General features: G+C 37.7%; 16 protein-coding genes. 15 read left to right on the top strand and 1 reads right to left on the bottom strand.

The window, feature by feature from the left end; all coding sequences use genetic code 11:
- Positions 1 to 31 precede the first annotated feature (31 nt).
- Positions 32 to 574 (bottom strand): PCYCGC motif-containing (lipo)protein, encoded by a 543-nt coding sequence (locus tag ACFQU5_RS05565; protein WP_390286521.1) that lies wholly within the window; start codon positions 572 to 574, stop codon positions 32 to 34.
- Between the two features lie 174 nt (positions 575 to 748).
- Between ACFQU5_RS05565 and ACFQU5_RS05560 the strand changes: the two genes are divergently transcribed.
- The 15 genes from ACFQU5_RS05560 to fliF all read left to right on the top strand — a co-directional run bounded on the left by ACFQU5_RS05560 (position 749) and on the right by fliF (position 16,540).
- The gene (locus ACFQU5_RS05560) at positions 749 to 1,537 is read left to right on the top strand and encodes a ribonuclease HII (protein WP_390285584.1); all 789 of its coding nucleotides are present in this window, start codon (positions 749 to 751) and stop codon (positions 1,535 to 1,537) included.
- Positions 1,534 to 3,444, top strand: coding sequence for a hypothetical protein (locus tag ACFQU5_RS05555; RefSeq protein ID WP_390285582.1), 1,911 nt, complete (start codon positions 1,534 to 1,536; stop codon positions 3,442 to 3,444). Before ACFQU5_RS05560 ends, ACFQU5_RS05555 begins: the two co-directional genes overlap by 4 nt.
- Complete coding sequence (locus ACFQU5_RS05550) at positions 3,441 to 3,728, top strand: EscU/YscU/HrcU family type III secretion system export apparatus switch protein (protein WP_390285580.1); 288 nt, start codon at positions 3,441 to 3,443, stop codon at positions 3,726 to 3,728. The genes ACFQU5_RS05555 and ACFQU5_RS05550 overlap by 4 nt, the downstream gene beginning before the upstream one ends.
- Before the next feature lie 163 nt (positions 3,729 to 3,891).
- Positions 3,892 to 5,052, top strand: coding sequence for an ADP-forming succinate--CoA ligase subunit beta (gene sucC / locus ACFQU5_RS05545; RefSeq protein WP_390285578.1), 1,161 nt, complete (start codon positions 3,892 to 3,894; stop codon positions 5,050 to 5,052).
- An 18-nt stretch (positions 5,053 to 5,070) separates the two neighbouring features.
- Positions 5,071 to 5,973, top strand: a complete 903-nt coding sequence (sucD, locus tag ACFQU5_RS05540; protein WP_390285576.1) for a succinate--CoA ligase subunit alpha — start codon at positions 5,071 to 5,073, stop codon at positions 5,971 to 5,973.
- A gap of 114 nt (positions 5,974 to 6,087) precedes the next feature.
- Positions 6,088 to 6,966 carry a DNA-processing protein DprA gene (gene dprA, locus ACFQU5_RS05535; RefSeq protein WP_408063435.1) on the top strand — a complete coding sequence of 293 codons (879 nt, stop codon included), beginning with the start codon at positions 6,088 to 6,090 and terminating at the stop codon, positions 6,964 to 6,966.
- Positions 6,967 to 7,100: 134 nt separating this feature from the next.
- A complete protein-coding gene (gene topA, locus ACFQU5_RS05530; protein WP_390285572.1) occupies positions 7,101 to 9,179 on the top strand; it encodes a type I DNA topoisomerase in 2,079 nt (692 codons plus the stop codon).
- 410 nt (positions 9,180 to 9,589) lie between these two features.
- A complete protein-coding gene (gene xerC, locus ACFQU5_RS05525) occupies positions 9,590 to 10,489 on the top strand; it encodes a tyrosine recombinase XerC (protein WP_390285570.1) in 900 nt (299 codons plus the stop codon).
- Between the two features lie 17 nt (positions 10,490 to 10,506).
- Positions 10,507 to 11,055, top strand: coding sequence for an ATP-dependent protease subunit HslV (gene hslV / locus ACFQU5_RS05520; RefSeq protein ID WP_390285568.1), 549 nt, complete (start codon positions 10,507 to 10,509; stop codon positions 11,053 to 11,055).
- Entirely contained in the window at positions 11,052 to 12,446 is a 1,395-nt protein-coding gene (gene hslU / locus ACFQU5_RS05515) for an ATP-dependent protease ATPase subunit HslU (protein WP_390285566.1), read from the top strand. Before hslV ends, hslU begins: the two co-directional genes overlap by 4 nt.
- Before the next feature lie 89 nt (positions 12,447 to 12,535).
- The gene (gene codY / locus ACFQU5_RS05510) at positions 12,536 to 13,315 is read left to right on the top strand and encodes a GTP-sensing pleiotropic transcriptional regulator CodY (protein WP_390285564.1); all 780 of its coding nucleotides are present in this window, start codon (positions 12,536 to 12,538) and stop codon (positions 13,313 to 13,315) included.
- Positions 13,316 to 13,642: 327 nt separating this feature from the next.
- Positions 13,643 to 14,032: a flagellar basal body rod protein FlgB gene (gene flgB, locus ACFQU5_RS05505; protein WP_390285562.1), complete on the top strand. Its 390-nt coding sequence runs from the start codon at positions 13,643 to 13,645 to the stop codon at positions 14,030 to 14,032.
- Between the two features lie 6 nt (positions 14,033 to 14,038).
- A complete protein-coding gene (gene flgC, locus ACFQU5_RS05500; RefSeq protein WP_390285560.1) occupies positions 14,039 to 14,494 on the top strand; it encodes a flagellar basal body rod protein FlgC in 456 nt (151 codons plus the stop codon).
- Between the two features lie 73 nt (positions 14,495 to 14,567).
- Positions 14,568 to 14,837 carry a flagellar hook-basal body complex protein FliE gene (fliE, locus tag ACFQU5_RS05495; RefSeq protein WP_486395122.1) on the top strand — a complete coding sequence of 90 codons (270 nt, stop codon included), beginning with the start codon at positions 14,568 to 14,570 and terminating at the stop codon, positions 14,835 to 14,837.
- A 110-nt stretch (positions 14,838 to 14,947) separates the two neighbouring features.
- Positions 14,948 to 16,540 carry a flagellar basal-body MS-ring/collar protein FliF gene (fliF, locus tag ACFQU5_RS05490; protein WP_390285554.1) on the top strand — a complete coding sequence of 531 codons (1,593 nt, stop codon included), beginning with the start codon at positions 14,948 to 14,950 and terminating at the stop codon, positions 16,538 to 16,540.
- The last annotated feature ends 11 nt before the right edge of the window (positions 16,541 to 16,551 follow it).

Below are 16,551 nucleotides of genomic sequence, written 5' to 3'. Positions count from 1 at the left end.
CAGTTTTTTCTCCACCTCTTTTTTAATTTACTTAAGCTGGCATATCCGTAGGTGTTGGTGCTGCATAACCTTCTTTGTATTTAGAATCAATGGCGTTTCGGATTTCTTTTAGGGATTTTCCTTGTTGAGCCATTTGAACAGATTCTACTGCAATTTCTAAACAAACCAGGCAGCGTGTCCCATGATCATCCCACACTATTGAGCCATCTTCCTTAGTTTCTGCTATAAAACAATTTAAGTTACTGCGATGTCCTACTGATTCCCCGCATCCACAATAGCAAGGTATCCATTGCAAAATATCTGGAGCTTTTCCAGCTACTTCGTAGACTAGACGAATATCTTCATGCTGACTATCTAAAAAACTAGGAAGAATTTCGGCAGATGCCGTCATTTCTTGAATATCGCCAGAAGCATGATTATGGGAATCAGGATTGTCATTCGCTTCATCAACAGCCGTATCGGCACTATGATTTTCACTTGCATGTTCTTCATCGGTATGTTCATCTTTTGCGGCATTCCCACATGCAGACAATATTAGGACAATACTCGCAAAAAGAGGGAAAAGTTTTTTCATATAGATTTCCTCCATTCATTTCACTCCCATTATAGACTGAAATTTACCTATTGAACAAGGAACTATGTTAATTTGATAGTAGAGATAAAACACTGGAATTTAATAATTAAATCTTTGATATCATGCAAAAATGCCGATATAAAAAGAGAGAGAATATAGGGAAGTGTCATACATATGGTAAAAACAATTAAAGAAATAACAATCGCCTTAAATGAAGCACACCAGTACGAAGAATGGATGCAGGATATCGAACAGGATGAACGTGCGGGTGTTCAAAAGGTATGGAAGCAATGGAATAATCGAATGGAAAAAGAAAAGAAAAAGTTAGCAGAACATGAGAGTAAGGTGAAATTTGATATGAGCTTCCTGTCATCGTATGAACAGCTATTGGCTGGGATTGATGAGGCGGGAAGAGGTCCGTTAGCGGGTCCTGTTGTCACAGCAGCAGTAATATTACCTAGAAATTGTGAAAAGTTCATCGGAATAAATGACTCCAAGCAACTACCAAAGAAGGCAAGGGAAGAGTTTGCTAACATTATTAAAGAACATGCTTTGGCATACTCCATCCACTTCCAGGATGCAAAAGTGATCGATGAGCTTAATATTTATGAAGCTACAAAGCAATCAATGAAAAAAAGTATTGAAAACTTAAGGATCTGTCCAGACTTTTGTATTGTGGATGCTATGAAATTACCGGTAGATATACCGCAAAGTTCTATTATTAAGGGAGATGCCAAAAGCTTAAGCATAGCAGCTGCATCCATTTTAGCGAAAAATGCAAGGGATGAATTTATGGAACAATTACATGAAAAATACCCTGTCTATGGATTTGACCAAAACGCTGGATATGGGACAAAACAGCATTTAGAAGCACTCGAAGAATTCGGTTATATTGAAGAACACCGAAAAAGCTTTGAACCGATAAAGTCCATGGTTGGGGCGAAGGAGCGGGTATTACTATGACATCCACATCATTTAATCCGATACAAATACAACAAGCAACACTAGAACAAAATCAACCCTTAACATTAAAGCAAGGTCAAGTGTTTCATGGAACTATCAAAAAGCTCTACCCAGATCAGATGGCGGAAATACAAGTTGGGCCAAACAAATTATTTGCTAAGCTAGAAACCCCTTTGAAAGCCGGAGATTCACATTTTTTCCAAGTAACGAACATGAACCCTCAAGCAGAGTTGAAAGTTGTGACAGGGCCAATGCAGCCATCTCAAACGACGGGCGGGCAACTAAATCAGCTTTTAGAAACAATGAATCTTCCAAAAACCATGGAAATGCAGCAAGTACTTGCTCATTTTGTTAAGAATCAAGTGCCTCTTTCAAAAGAAGCTTTATTACAAGCTGAAAACTGGTTGAAAAATTTACCCGAGTCTATTACAAAGCAAGAGGCATTGCAGGTTATTCAAAAAATGGCTGATATGAAACTGCCATTTACAAACGAAGTGTTTAAAGCCTTAATTTTTGGTAATAAAAACAACGGAATGGCTTCAGCGATTTCCAATTTAACGACATTACTAGCTCAGGATACAAGCATTGAACCATCCACAAAATCAAACATTCTGCAACAATTACAACTTATTTCTAAACCAATCGGGCAAGAAACGGGTGGGGCGATTTTATCAAAGGCAATCCAGAGCTTATTGAGTAACACTGATTCGGATGTGAATAAATCGCAAGTCCTCAATCTGTTAAAGAACGCTGATATAGTACCGAAAAATACGTCAGCTGATAATTGGTTATCCCAAAGTTTTAAGCAGCATCAAAACCTATCATCAAATGAATCAATCAAACAGCCTGCGGGCCAGCTTCTTCAAACTGTAATGGCATCAAAACCGTCCGATGCACAACAAATGATCCAGCAAGTCCAAAATTGGACTGGCAATCAATCGAATTTATCGCAGGAGCAAAAAACACAGCTGCTTCAGCTCGTTAGTCGATTTGAAGCATTACCTAAAAGTACAGCGACAATCGAAATGTTTGCAAAACAATTACATGAGCAACTTGTAAGAGCATTTGCAACTCAAACAAATCAGCAGTCAACAACCAATGGTCAAGTAAACAGTTCGCAAAATGAACAATTGCTTACCTTGCTAAAGCCAGAAGCCGCTAATCCTCAGGTGGCTCAGTCCACTTTGTTAAGTCTAGCTCGTATAGCTGGAGAATCAAGCGCACCTACCGTACAAACAATGCAATTGCAAGCCGATGCGGAAGTTTTGTCGGCACTTGATGGGAAAATGATGGAACAGGCGATCAAAACAGTTTTAAAAGGCTTAGGAATGAGCTATGAAGCAACCTTGAATAATAAAATGTCCGATATACAAGAGTTGGCCCAGTCTTTGAAACCACAACTATTAACGCTTATTCAAGATGCTCAAACTCCAACAGCTGTTAGAGAAGCAGCAGATAATATTCTTGCAAGATTAAATGGGATGCAGTTAACTTCAGGAGAAAACGGGCATCAGCACCAACTGGTCATGCAAATTCCTTTGCAGTTTTTGGGGAAACAAACGGAAGCAACTCTTCAATGGAATGGCAGAATGAAAGAAAATGGCAAAATCGATGCCAATTATGCACGGGTTTTATTTTATTTAAATATGGAAGCACTAGAGGAAACAATGGTAGATATGCAGGTGCAAAATCGCATTGTCACAATTCATTTATACAATAATCAACCACACCTTGAGGTGCTGGCTGAACCACTGAAAGAAACTTTGAAAAAAGGATTATTGGATAAAAACTATCAGCTCTCGGGATTATTTGTGAAACCATTTGAAAATAACACAACTCCTCACAATGGCACAAAGAAAAAGGTGGATGAATCCAACCTGAAAAGTGGAGTTGATATTCGAATATGAATGATAAAAAGTATGTCAGAAAAGAAGCAATTGCATTAAATTACAATCCCGAGAAAAATAATAGCCCTACTGTCATTGCAAAGGGAAAAGGTAAAATAGCTGATAATATTATAGAAAAAGCAGCCCTGAATGATATACCGGTATATGAAGACAAAAACCTTGTTGAATTATTGGGGAATCTTGATTTGAACGAAGCGATTCCGGAAGAACTATATGAAGCTGTTGCGGAAGTTTTTGCATTTATCTACCGGCTCGATCGAAATTATGAAACTAAAACAAAATAAATCTGCACTAAAACTATAGACGGGAATGCGTAAAATAGATAATATTGTAATAAAATAATCTATTTTTATACATATGATACAACGATAGACTTTGTCAGAATATTTGTATAGAATGGATTGTGGCAAGAAAATAAGTACTAGAGGTTGGATTGGAGGATGTATCATGAATATCCATGAGTATCAAGGGAAAGAAATCCTGAGAAAGTACGGAGTAACTGTTCCAAATGGAAAAGTTGCATTTTCACCGGAGGAAGCAGTAAAGGTTGCTAAAGAGCTAGGTTCTAATGTAATCGTTGTAAAAGCTCAAATCCATGCAGGTGGACGTGGTAAAGCTGGGGGTGTAAAAATCGCGAAGAATTTGGATGAAGTCCGAACTTACGCGAAAGAGTTATTAGGGAAAATCCTAGTGACTCATCAAACTGGTCCTGAAGGTAAAGAAGTTAAGCGTCTTTACATTGAAGAGGGTTCGGATATTAGTAAAGAATATTATTTGAGCTTTGTTTTAGATAGAGCAACTTCTCGAGTTACACTAATGGGGTCAGAAGAAGGCGGAATGGACATCGAGGAAGTAGCTGAACATTCTCCGGAAAAGATTTTTAAAGAAGTGATTGATCCGGTAGCGGGATTACTTCCATTCCAGGCACGTCGAATGGCTTTTAATATGAATATCCCGGCAAAGCTTGTTAATAAAGCTGCAAAATTAATGTTGGGATTATATGAAGCATTTGTTGATAAAGACGCTTCGATTCTAGAGATAAACCCGCTTGTTGTCACAGGAAACGAAGAGGTTGTGGCTCTCGATGCGAAATTTAACTTTGATGCGAACGGGTTATATCGTCATAAAGATATCGTTGAGCTAAGGGATTATGATGAAGAAGATCCAAAAGAAATCGAAGCTTCTAAATACGATCTTAGCTATATCTCGTTGGATGGCAATATTGGCTGTATGGTGAATGGTGCGGGTCTTGCGATGGCTACGATGGATACAATTAGTTATTACGGCGGTAAACCGGCAAACTTCCTTGACGTTGGGGGCGGTGCTACTGCAGAGAAGGTTACAGAAGCATTTAAAATTATTTTATCGGATCCAGCTGTAAAAGGGATCTTCGTTAACATCTTCGGAGGCATTATGAAATGTGATGTCATTGCAGAGGGAGTAATTACCGCTGCAAAGGAAGTAGGATTAGAAGTTCCTTTAGTTGTACGTTTAGAGGGGACAAACGTAGGACTTGGCAAAGAATTATTAAATGCTTCAGGTTTAAATATTGTAGCGGCTGACTCAATGGCAGATGGCGCTGAAAAAATTGTAGAGCTCGTAGGTTAAGGAGGCTAATGACAATTCATGAGTGTTTATATTAATGCGGATACAAAGGTAATTGTACAAGGTATTACAGGCGAAACAGCACTATTCCATACAAAGCAGATGCTAGAATATGGCACGAAAATTGTAGCGGGGGTAACACCTGGAAAAGGTGGTCAAGTTATTGAAGGCGTTCCTGTTTTTAATACAGTTGAAGATGCGGTCAAGGTAACTGGTGCAAATGTTTCGGTAATTTATGTTCCTGCACCATTTGCAGCGGATGCAATTATGGAAGCGGTGGATGCTGAATTAGATTTAACAATTTGTATTACAGAACACATTCCTGTATTGGATATGGTCAAAGTGAAACGATATATGGAAGGTAAGAAAACACGTTTAGTTGGTCCAAACTGTCCAGGTGTAATTAGTTCAGATGAGTGTAAAATTGGAATTATGCCAGGTTATATCCACACAAAAGGTCATGTTGGTGTAGTATCCCGTTCAGGTACATTAACATATGAAGCAGTACATCAGTTAACACAAGCCGGAATTGGTCAATCGACAGCAGTTGGTATCGGTGGAGACCCAGTAAATGGTACGAATTTCATCGATGTACTAAGCGAATTCAATGATGATCCAGAGACATACGCTGTCGTAATGATCGGTGAAATCGGTGGAACAGCCGAAGAAGAAGCGGCTGAATGGATTAAAGCGAATATGACTAAGCCTGTCGTTGGATTTATCGGTGGACAAACTGCACCTCCAGGTAAACGAATGGGGCATGCTGGAGCCATCATTTCTGGCGGTAAAGGAACAGCAAGTGATAAAATTAAAGCGATGAATGAAGCAGGTATTGAAGTTGCACCTACTCCATCGGTAATTGGTGAAACATTAATTAAGGTTATTAAAGAAAAAGGTCTATACGAACAATGTAAAACTCATTAAAATAAAGGGTGTAGCAATCTTGTTGCTGCACCCTTCCCTTTTTTATGCGGTCACTTTTTATCAAAGCACATGCTTTGTCGATGAAGAGAATTTCTTCTATTAATAAGGAGTGATATGTTGAACAGTTTACAAGAAATCCTCTCGTTTCATTACGTTTATCCTCTTACCCTAAACAAATTCCAACTTCTGATGAAATCTATCGAATCTACACGTAATCTAGTAGAAACTTCACCAGCAAAATTAGCTAAAATTCTATCGATTTCGACAATAAACGCAGATAACATTTTATTGAAATATAAACAAGTATTGAAAATTAATCTCATGGATGTATATAATTCTTCTTCGGTCAGAGCAATTCCATTCAATAGTAAATTCTACCCAGAAAGCTTGCTGGATTTAATTGACCCTCCGACGGTCCTATATGCAAAAGGGGATATATCTTTACTGCAGGAACCCAGGAAAATTGCCATCATTGGCTCCAGAAAAGCAACGAATTATTCCAGCTTGGCATTGGAGTATATTGTCCCGCCGCTAGTTGAACAAAATGTCGTCATAGTAAGTGGACTTGCAAAGGGGGCTGACAGTTTGGCTCATCGTGCAACAATTCAGTATGGAGGCAAAACCATTGCAGTATTAGGGCATGGTTTTTCCCATCTCTATCCACGAGAAAATAAAGAACTTGCAAGCGAAATAGAAGGAAATCATTTACTTTTATCAGAATATCCTCCATATGTTGGGGTCCAGAAATGGCAATTTCCAATGAGAAATCGTATTATAAGCGGTATCAGCAACGCAATTGTTGTAACAGAGGCTTCTTTAAAAAGTGGGACACTGATTACAACAGAGCATGCACTAGAACATGGCAAAGATATTTTTGTCGTTCCTGGGCCCATTCTGAAAGAACAGTCAAAAGGGACAAATAGTCTACTGCGAGAAGGGGCTATTCCAATCTGGGATGGTTATCAAATCATAGAGGAATTAAAATTGTTTTGAAGGTAAATATTGAAAAAAAGTTGCATTCTCATAAAAACTGTTATACATTTTGCAACAGATACATTTTTTAGGTTGCTTACCTAAGTATGTGAATCAAGATAAACAATTAACCTCTACAAGGGGGAAGAATATAGATGGCAGATTATTTAGTGATAGTAGAATCACCAGCAAAAGCAAAAACAATTGAGAGGTATTTGGGGAAGAAATATAAAGTAAAAGCTTCCATTGGTCATGTTCGTGACTTGCCGAAGAGCCAAACAGGGATTGATACAGAAAATAATTATGAACCAAAATACATTACAATTCGCGGGAAGGGTCCGGTATTGCAGGATTTAAAATCAGCAGCGAAAAAAGCCAAAAAAATCTATCTAGCAGCCGATCCCGATCGCGAAGGAGAAGCGATTGCATGGCATTTAGCACAAGCATTAAATATCGAAATAACTTCTGATTGCCGTGTGGTTTTTAACGAGATTACCAAAGATGCTATTTTAGAATCCTTTAAGCATCCCCGTCCAATCAATATGGACTTAGTGGATGCACAACAAGCAAGACGTATTTTGGACAGACTAGTAGGTTATAACATTAGTCCAATCCTGTGGAAAAAAGTGAAAAAAGGATTATCTGCTGGCCGCGTTCAATCGATCGCACTGCGATTTATCATCGATCGAGAAGAAGAAATTAAAAACTTTGTTCCGGAAGAATATTGGTCGATTGAAGCTAACTTTGAAAAAGGGAAGAAGCAATTCGACGCCTATTACTATGGCAATGGTGAAGAAAAAGTAAAACTAACGAACGAAGAGCAAGTAAATTCGATTTTAAAAGGTCTAAAGGGCAATGAGTTTCAAGTTGCTAATGTTGTTAAAAAGGAACGCAAACGTAATGCAGCTCCAGCCTTCACAACATCTTCTTTACAACAAGAAGCGGCTCGAAAATTAAATTTCCGTGCAAAGAAAACAATGATGCTCGCTCAGCAATTATATGAAGGTATTGATATCGGAAAAAAAGAAGGTACTGTCGGGTTAATTACATATATGCGTACAGACTCTACTCGAATTTCTGACAGTGCGAAAGCTGAAGCGGTTAGCTACATCAGTGAAAAATACGGGAAAGACTATGTAGTAGGAGAAACGAAGCAAACAAAAAAATCAGCGAATGCCCAGGATGCCCATGAAGCAATCCGTCCAACGAGTACAATGAGAACGCCGGATGAGCTAAAAGCATTTTTAAGTCGTGATCAGCTGCGACTTTACCGATTAATTTGGGAGCGTTTTATTGCAAGTCAAATGGCTCCTGCGGTATTAGATACAGTGACGGTAGATTTAGTAAATGATAATGTTCAATTCCGTGCAAATGGTTCCCATGTAAAGTTCCCTGGTTTCATGAAGCTTTATATTGAGGGAACTGATGACCAAACAGAGGAAACGACGAAACTACTTCCAGAAATGGAAGTTGGCGATACGGTGAAGTCTTTGGAAATTGAACCGAAACAACACTTTACACAACCGCCTCCACGTTTCACTGAAGCGCGTCTTGTTAAAGAACTTGAGGAAAGAGGCATCGGTCGACCTTCTACTTATGCACCGACTCTAGATGTGATTCAAAGACGAGGGTATGTTCAATTAGATGCAAAACGTTTCGTACCAACGGAACTTGGGGAAATCGTTCATCAGCTCGTATTAGAATTTTTCCCGGAAATCATAAATATCGAATTTACAGTAAAAATGGAAGAAGACCTTGATAAAATTGAAGAAGGTCAAACCAACTGGGTGAAAATCATCGATGATTTCTATAAAGACTTTGAAAAGCATGTAAAACACGCTGATGAGGTTATGGAAAAAATTGTGATTAAAGATGAACCAGCTGGAGAAGATTGTGAAAATTGTGGTTCTCCTATGGTTTATAAATTAGGTAGATACGGAAAATTCATGGCTTGTTCAAACTTCCCTGAATGCCGAAATACAAAGGCGATTATGAAACCAATTGGTGTAAAATGTCCGGGCTGTGAACCAGGGGAGATCGTAGAAAGAAAAAGTAAAACGAAACGCTTATTCTATGGATGCAACACTTATCCAGAATGTGATTTTGTCTCTTGGGATAAGCCAATTAGTAGACCTTGTCCAAAATGCAGTTCACTTTTAGTTGAGAAGAAAATTAAAAAAGGTGTTCAAATTCAATGTACCAAATGTGATTATGAAGAAGCACCTTCACAATAATTACATTCTCACGTGCTAAATAAAAAGCAAGCCTCATTTTAACGACAATTCATAATTTTGTGAATTCTCAAACAGTATAATTGCTTAATGCCTCATTAAATTGTTATAATTTATGAGGCATTTTCTTTTTATGCTGATTGTTGGAATAATCTGTAGTTACAAGAATGTAAAAAAATGCAAAAAACAAACCTAACAACTATCAAGAACCTATGAGTTCACACATTTTTAATAATTTTATTTACTAAATACTTGATATCTTTCCAAGATAGGTTTAGTGTCATAATGTATGTTTTCAATATTTCCTATAAAATTTGAAAGACCTTAAAAAGGTTTAAGGTTCATACCCCTTTTTAACGCATTAAAAAGTTCACCCTATTTTTCATGTAATATTATTGGAGGTGTTTTGCTATTTGTTTCTAACATTTGCAGAAAGCCTAGATAAGTTCCTCAAGTATATTCAACTAGAAAAAAACTTCTCAGTACATACTGTTAGGGAATATGAGTTTGATTTAAATGATTTTCTGAATTTTTTAAAATCTGAAGGTATTTCAAATCTAAACGATGTTGAATATATTCATGCAAGGGTATATATAACAAAACTTTATGATGAAAAGAAAGCAAGAACTTCGATTTCAAGAAAAATTTCTTCCATTCGTTCTTTTTTTAAATACTTAAATCGTGAATACAACCTAGATGATTCGTCATTTCGTTCACTCTACCATCCCAAAAAAGAAAAGCGATTGCCTAATTTCTTCTATGAACAAGAGCTTTCTCAGTTATTCGAAAGAAATATTGGTGCTGATGACAAGTCGGTGCGAAATATGGCCTTATTAGAATTATTGTACGCAACAGGTATTCGAGTAAGTGAGTGTACATCAATAGAAGTGGGAGACATCGACTTTCACTATTCCATAATTCGGGTGATGGGTAAGGGGAGAAAAGAAAGGATTATTCCGTTTGGACAGTATGCGCACGAGGCATTAAGTCAATATTTAGAAGAAGTTCGAGTTAGGCTGATGAAAAATAGTAATCATAAAAAACTCTTTGTGAATATGCGCGGGGGAGAACTTACTCCTCGCGGTGTACGTTATATACTTGACGAAATGATTAAAAATGCGTCAATGCATACGAAAATCTATCCACATATGTTGAGACATTCTTTTGCTACTCATTTATTGAATCAGGGAGCCGATCTAAGGACAGTGCAAGAACTCCTTGGCCATGCGAGTTTGTCATCAACGCAAGTCTACACACATGTAACGAAAGAACATCTTCGAACTACTTATATGAATACTCATCCGCGAGCTTGATTTTAGGAGGAATGAAAATGGAACAATTCCATGCTACTACCATATTTGCTATTCATCATAACGGGAAATGTGCGATGGCAGGTGATGGGCAGGTTACATTAGGAAACTCGGTTGTCATGAAACATACTGCTAGAAAGGTCAGACGTCTATTCAATGGTAAAGTGTTGGCTGGGTTTGCAGGGTCAGTGGCTGACGCGTTCACTCTATTTGAGATGTTTGAAACTAAGCTCAATGAATATAGTGGGAACTTACAGCGAGCTGCAGTAGAGGTTGCAAAACAATGGCGAGGAGATAAGATGCTTCGTCAGTTGGAAGCATTGCTGTTAGTGATGGATCAGTCAACGCTATTGCTAGTATCCGGAACAGGGGAAGTAATAGAGCCTGATGATGGCATATTAGCAATTGGCTCGGGTGGTAATTACGCACTATCTGCAGGGAGAGCATTAAAACAATACTCTGGGGACCATCTTACAGCTAGCCAAATAGCAAAAGCTGCATTAACAATAGCTGCTGATATTTGCGTTTATACAAACCATAATATTGTAGTGGAGGCGCTTGAAGAATGACAAAACAAAATTTAACGCCAAGACAGATTACTGAACAATTAAATCGTCATATTGTTGGGCAAAATAATGCAAAGCGAGCTGTAGCCATCGCTTTACGAAATAGATATCGCCGCTCCCTTTTAAGTGAGGAATTGCAAAATGAAATTATTCCAAAAAACATTTTGATGATTGGTCCAACAGGTGTTGGTAAAACAGAAATTGCGCGAAGAATTGCGAAATTGACAAACGCACCTTTTATTAAAGTGGAAGCTACTAAGTTTACAGAAGTAGGTTATGTAGGCCGTGATGTTGAATCGATGGTACGGGACTTAGTTGAAAGCTCGCAAAGACTCGTTAAAAACGAAATGATGGAATCTGTAAAAGATGCTGCAGAATTAAATGCAAATGAGAAGCTAGTGAAACTGCTTGTTCCTTCTAAAGTCAAAACAAAAATGGCCCAAAACCCATTAGAGATGCTCTTTGGCCAAAATAACAACAGCATGGACGAAGAGAGAACGGAAGAAGAAACGGCAACTCGTTCAAAGCGTTCTCAAGTTTCTGAAGACTTAAAAGCGGGTAAACTTGAAGATGAATGGGTGACAGTTGAGGTTACTGAACAAAATACGCAACTTTTAGATTTGATGCCTGGTATGGGCATGGACATGGGGGCTACGGGAATGCAGGATATACTTTCTAGCCTTATGCCAAAGAAAACAAAAAAACGTAAAATGAAAGTAAAGGATGCGCGACGTGTCCTTATTGTGGAAGAAGCCAATAAGTTAATTGATACAGATGAGTTAGCTCAGGAAGCCATTCGACGAGCAGAACAATCAGGCATTATCTTTATTGATGAAATCGACAAAATTGCCAGTCGTGGAACATCTTCTGCAGATGTGTCGCGAGAGGGTGTACAAAGGGATATTTTGCCGATTGTAGAAGGCTCAACTGTTACAACAAAATATGGTCCTGTTAAAACTGATTTTATGCTCTTTATAGCAGCAGGCGCCTTTCACATGTCTAAACCAAGTGACTTAATTCCTGAGTTGCAAGGACGATTCCCGATTCGTGTCGAATTAGAGAAGTTAACCAAAGAAGATTTTATAAGAATTTTAAAAGAGCCAGATCAATCACTTATTTTGCAGTATAAAGCTTTATTGGAAACAGAAGGTGTAACGATTGAATTTACAGATGATGCAATTGAAAGAATCGCGCAGATTGCTACAGAAGTAAATCAGGAAACGGATAATATTGGAGCAAGAAGACTTCATACCATTCTGGAACGTCTTTTGGAAGAATTATCATTTGAAGCATCTGAAATTTCACCGGCACATATCGAAATTACACCTGTATACGTCGACAAAAAACTCGAAAAAATTTCAAAAAACAAAGATTTGTCACAATTTATCTTATAATTCGAGTTTAATTAGTTACAATAAATTGTAGAAACCTTTAGAATATTAAGTGAATTATTATACGCACCCCTTAGGAGGATATTTTTAAAATGAATTTATTAGCAAAAACACGCAAGATTAACTCGATGCTTCAAGCATCAGCAGGTAAGCCGGTTAACTTTAAAGAAATGGCTGACACTCTTGGTGATATTATAGATAGCAATGTATTTATCGTAAGCCGTAAAGGGAAATTACTTGGTATTTCAATTCACCAACAAATTGAAAATGCGCGTATTCAAAAAATGGTAGAAGAGCGCCAATTCCCGGAAGATTATGCTCAACATCTTTTTGAAATTATTGAAACTTCGCCAAATATCGACATCAACAGTGAACATACAATCTTCCCTACTGAAAACCGTGATCTATTCAAGAACGGTTTAACGACAATTGTTCCGATTGTCGGTGGTGGTGAACGTTTAGGCACTTTAATCTTAGGAAGATTAACTGAAAGCTTTGAAGATGACGATTTAATTTTAGCTGAGTATGGAGCGACTGTAGTCGGAATGGAAATCCTGCGTGAGAAATCAGAAGAAATTGAAGAAGAAGCACGTAGTAAAGCTGTGGTTCAAATGGCGATCAATTCTTTATCATATAGTGAATTAGAAGCAATTGAACATATCTTTGAAGAGCTGGATGGTAATGAAGGATTACTTGTTGCATCAAAAATTGCAGACCGCGTAGGAATTACACGTTCAGTAATCGTAAATGCGTTACGTAAATTAGAATCAGCTGGTGTAATTGAATCTAGATCTTTAGGGATGAAAGGTACTTACATTAAAGTATTAAATGATAAGTTCTTAATGGCCTTAGCTGAAATCAAGATGAAATAATAATGAAATAAAAATTAAGGTTCTGTCATATAGACTGACGGGACCTTATTTTTTTGTCTAAAATAATATACATAATTTACTGGTCGCAATTTACTAGATGATAATAGATAATAGGTTTACTTGTAAAAATTAGCTCTTTATGCTGTCGAAATATTGGAAAATGTGGAGAATTGTGAATGGAAATGAGTCGAATTTTCACAAAAATAGTCCCTATTAACTATTAAAAAACAACAAATGCCAATAGACACTTTGTAGTATTATACTTTAAAATTAAGTTATCGTATTGAAATATAATGTAATATAAAAATAGATTTTGAGGTGAATAGTTTGGACTTGTTCGGAGGGACGATCAGTAAACTAGAAAACGGGTTGAATTATGCTTCGTTAAAAAATAAAACAATCGCTCAAAACATTGCGAATGTGGATACTCCTAATTATAAGGCGAAAAATGTCAGTTTTGAGAAAATGTTGTCAGATGCAAAAAAATCGACTATTTCTGCAACGCGGACAGATGCCCGGCACTATGACTTCGAGATAGCTCAATCCACACCAGGTGTTTATAGCTATGAAAACTTTAACTACCGCAGTAATGGGAATGGTGTTGATATGGATGCGGAGCAAGCAAGTCTAGCAGAAAACACAATTTACTATAATGCTTTAGTTGAACGAATCTCTAGTAAATTTAATAGTCTAAATACAGTCATTAAAGGGAGGTAGATAAGTATGTCTATATTTACAAGCATGAATACAACTGCCTCTGCGTTAACTGCGCAGCGTTTAAGAATGGATGTTATTTCTTCGAATATCGCAAATGTCGACACGACTCGAGCTAAACAAGTGAATGGCGAATGGGAGCCATACCGCCGTAAATCTGTAACGATGACAGAGGATAATGGTCAATTTTCTAGTTTCCTGAATCAAGCGATGGGAAAAAAAGAGAACGCTGGAAATGGTGTTAAAGTCACAAAAATAAACGACGATACAGAGACGCCATTTAAATTAGTATATAATCCGACTCACCCAGATGCGAACGAAGATGGGTATGTAGAAATGCCGAATGTAGATCTATTGACGGAGATGGTAGATCTAGTTTCTGCAACTCGCTCTTATGAAGCAAATATAACAGTACTAAATGCTAGTAAATCAATGCTTACAAAAGCCCTGGAAATAGGTAAATAAATAAATTAGGTGGAAGGGAGGAGTCGACTTGGCAATAAATCCAGTATCAATATCTGTTGCAAATACGCAAACAATAGATGAAACAAATAAACTAAAACCGGCTGCTACGCCATTTGAAGCGCAGCAATCTTTTGCTAATACATTAAAGGATGCGATTGCTTCCGTGAATAATCAACAAATGCAATCAGATGCAATGACACAAAAGCTTATTAATGGAGAAGATGTTGATTTACATGAAGTCATGATCACTGCTCAAAAAGCGGGTGTAACTTTAAATGCAACGATGGAAGTTCGCAATAAAGCAATTGAAGCGTACCAAGAAATTATGCGAATGAGTATCTAACTTCATTTAGCAACTCTTTATCTGCACCATTAACTTTACGTCAGGTGAACATTTTTTATGCACCTGGGTAGGTCGAATAGGGTGTATTCACAAAAATCGGGGGATAGCTAATGAATGAGCGTTTTACAAAGGTGAAAAGCGACTCGAGTCAATTTTGGAAGAGTCGTACAAAAAAACAAAAGGTTGCAATTGTTGGGACATTAATCGGCGTAATTGCTCTTGCAACTATACTTACATATTTCTCAACGAGAACAAACATGGTTCCACTTTTTACTGAATTATCTGCTACAGAAGCTGGAGAAATTGCCGAAGTCTTGACAGCGCAAGGCGTAACATATGAAATCGCTCCTGGTGGAACGAATATTTTAGTGCCGGAAGAACAAGTAGATACATTAACTGTATCACTTGCTGCACAAGGTTATCCTGAATCCGGAGAGATCAACAATTCCTTCTTCACATCAAATGCGGGATTCGGTATGACTGACAATGAATTTAATGTCATCAGGCTTGCTGCTACACAAACAGAGCTGGCAAATTTAATCAAGAAAATTGATGGTGTGAAAAATGCAAATGTAATGATCAATATGCCTGAACAGGGTGTATTTGTAAATGATACTGGGCAAGAGGCAAGTGCTTCCATTGTTTTGGATACGGAACCTGGCCATCAATTTTCAAGTGAACAAATTTCCACTTTATATAATTTAGTCTCTAAAAGTCTTCCGAACTTAAGTACAGAAAATATCGTCATCACAAATCAATACTCAGAGTATTTCGATTTGGAATCAGCATCATCTGGATCTAACTCAGTTGAGACGGTTGATGGTCAAATGCAAGTAAAGAAAACAATCGAACGGGACTTGCAAAGACAGGTTCAACAAATGCTCGGTACTTTAATGGGGAATGATAAGGTTGTTGTTTCGGTGACAACTGATATCGATTTTAAACAAGAAAACCGTCAAGAGAATCTGGTTGTACCTGTAGATGAGGAAAATATGGAAGGAATTGAAATCAGTGCCCAGCGAATTACTGAATCATATTCCGGAGTAGATGCTGCATCAGGAACACCAGAAGCAGGGGCGGGAACAGATAACTTCGTCGATTATAGCTCAGTAACGAGCGGTGACGGAGACTACGAAAAAGTAGAAGAAACAATTAACAAGGATGTCAATCGCATTACAAAAGACATTCAAGAAAGTCCATACAAAGTACGTGATATTGGAATTCAAGTGATGGTGGAGCCACCAACACCTGATGATGCAGCTTCTCTATCCGAGGACGTTAGAAGTGACATCGAACAAATACTGTCAACGATTGTTCGTACAACTATTGATAAAGAAGCGGCAGGGGACTTAACAAACGAACAAATCAGTGAAAAAGTTGTCGTTTCAGTTCAACCGTTTTACGGCAATGACGAACCAACTGCTGAAGAAACACCAATCATTCCATGGTGGATTTGGGTAATTGGCGGGATTCTAGTTGCTGTTATATTATTGCTCGTATTCTTCATAGTACGTTCTAGAAGACGAAAAGAAGATGAAGAAGAACTTACAATTCTTGAAGAACAAGAAGAGTTCAGAGTAAATGATATTAATGAAGAAAAAGAAACAGAAGGAACAATACGCCGTAAACAGCTTGAAAAAATGGCGAAGGAAAAACCTGAAGACTTTGCAAAGCTATTACGCAGTTGGATTACCGAAGATTAGTGGGGGTGTTC

The sequence above is a fragment of the Ureibacillus sp. GCM10028918 genome (assembly GCF_042666115.1).
Taxonomy (GTDB): Bacteria; Bacillota; Bacilli; order Bacillales_A; family Planococcaceae; genus Ureibacillus.
This window is presented reverse-complemented; position numbering and strand designations above follow the sequence as displayed.

Coding starts and splice junctions, on each gene's coding strand:
- ACFQU5_RS05565 (WP_390286521.1), bottom strand. CDS start 574: ATGAAAAAACTTTTCCCTCTTTTTGCGAGTATTGTCCTAATATTGTCT.
- ACFQU5_RS05560 (WP_390285584.1), top strand. CDS start 749: ATGGTAAAAACAATTAAAGAAATAACAATCGCCTTAAATGAAGCACAC.
- ACFQU5_RS05555 (WP_390285582.1), top strand. CDS start 1,534: ATGACATCCACATCATTTAATCCGATACAAATACAACAAGCAACACTA.
- ACFQU5_RS05550 (WP_390285580.1), top strand. CDS start 3,441: ATGAATGATAAAAAGTATGTCAGAAAAGAAGCAATTGCATTAAATTAC.
- sucC (WP_390285578.1), top strand. CDS start 3,892: ATGAATATCCATGAGTATCAAGGGAAAGAAATCCTGAGAAAGTACGGA.
- sucD (WP_390285576.1), top strand. CDS start 5,071: ATGAGTGTTTATATTAATGCGGATACAAAGGTAATTGTACAAGGTATT.
- dprA (WP_408063435.1), top strand. CDS start 6,088: ATGTTGAACAGTTTACAAGAAATCCTCTCGTTTCATTACGTTTATCCT.
- topA (WP_390285572.1), top strand. CDS start 7,101: ATGGCAGATTATTTAGTGATAGTAGAATCACCAGCAAAAGCAAAAACA.
- hslV (WP_390285568.1), top strand. CDS start 10,507: ATGGAACAATTCCATGCTACTACCATATTTGCTATTCATCATAACGGG.
- hslU (WP_390285566.1), top strand. CDS start 11,052: ATGACAAAACAAAATTTAACGCCAAGACAGATTACTGAACAATTAAAT.
- codY (WP_390285564.1), top strand. CDS start 12,536: ATGAATTTATTAGCAAAAACACGCAAGATTAACTCGATGCTTCAAGCA.
- flgC (WP_390285560.1), top strand. CDS start 14,039: ATGTCTATATTTACAAGCATGAATACAACTGCCTCTGCGTTAACTGCG.
- fliF (WP_390285554.1), top strand. CDS start 14,948: ATGAATGAGCGTTTTACAAAGGTGAAAAGCGACTCGAGTCAATTTTGG.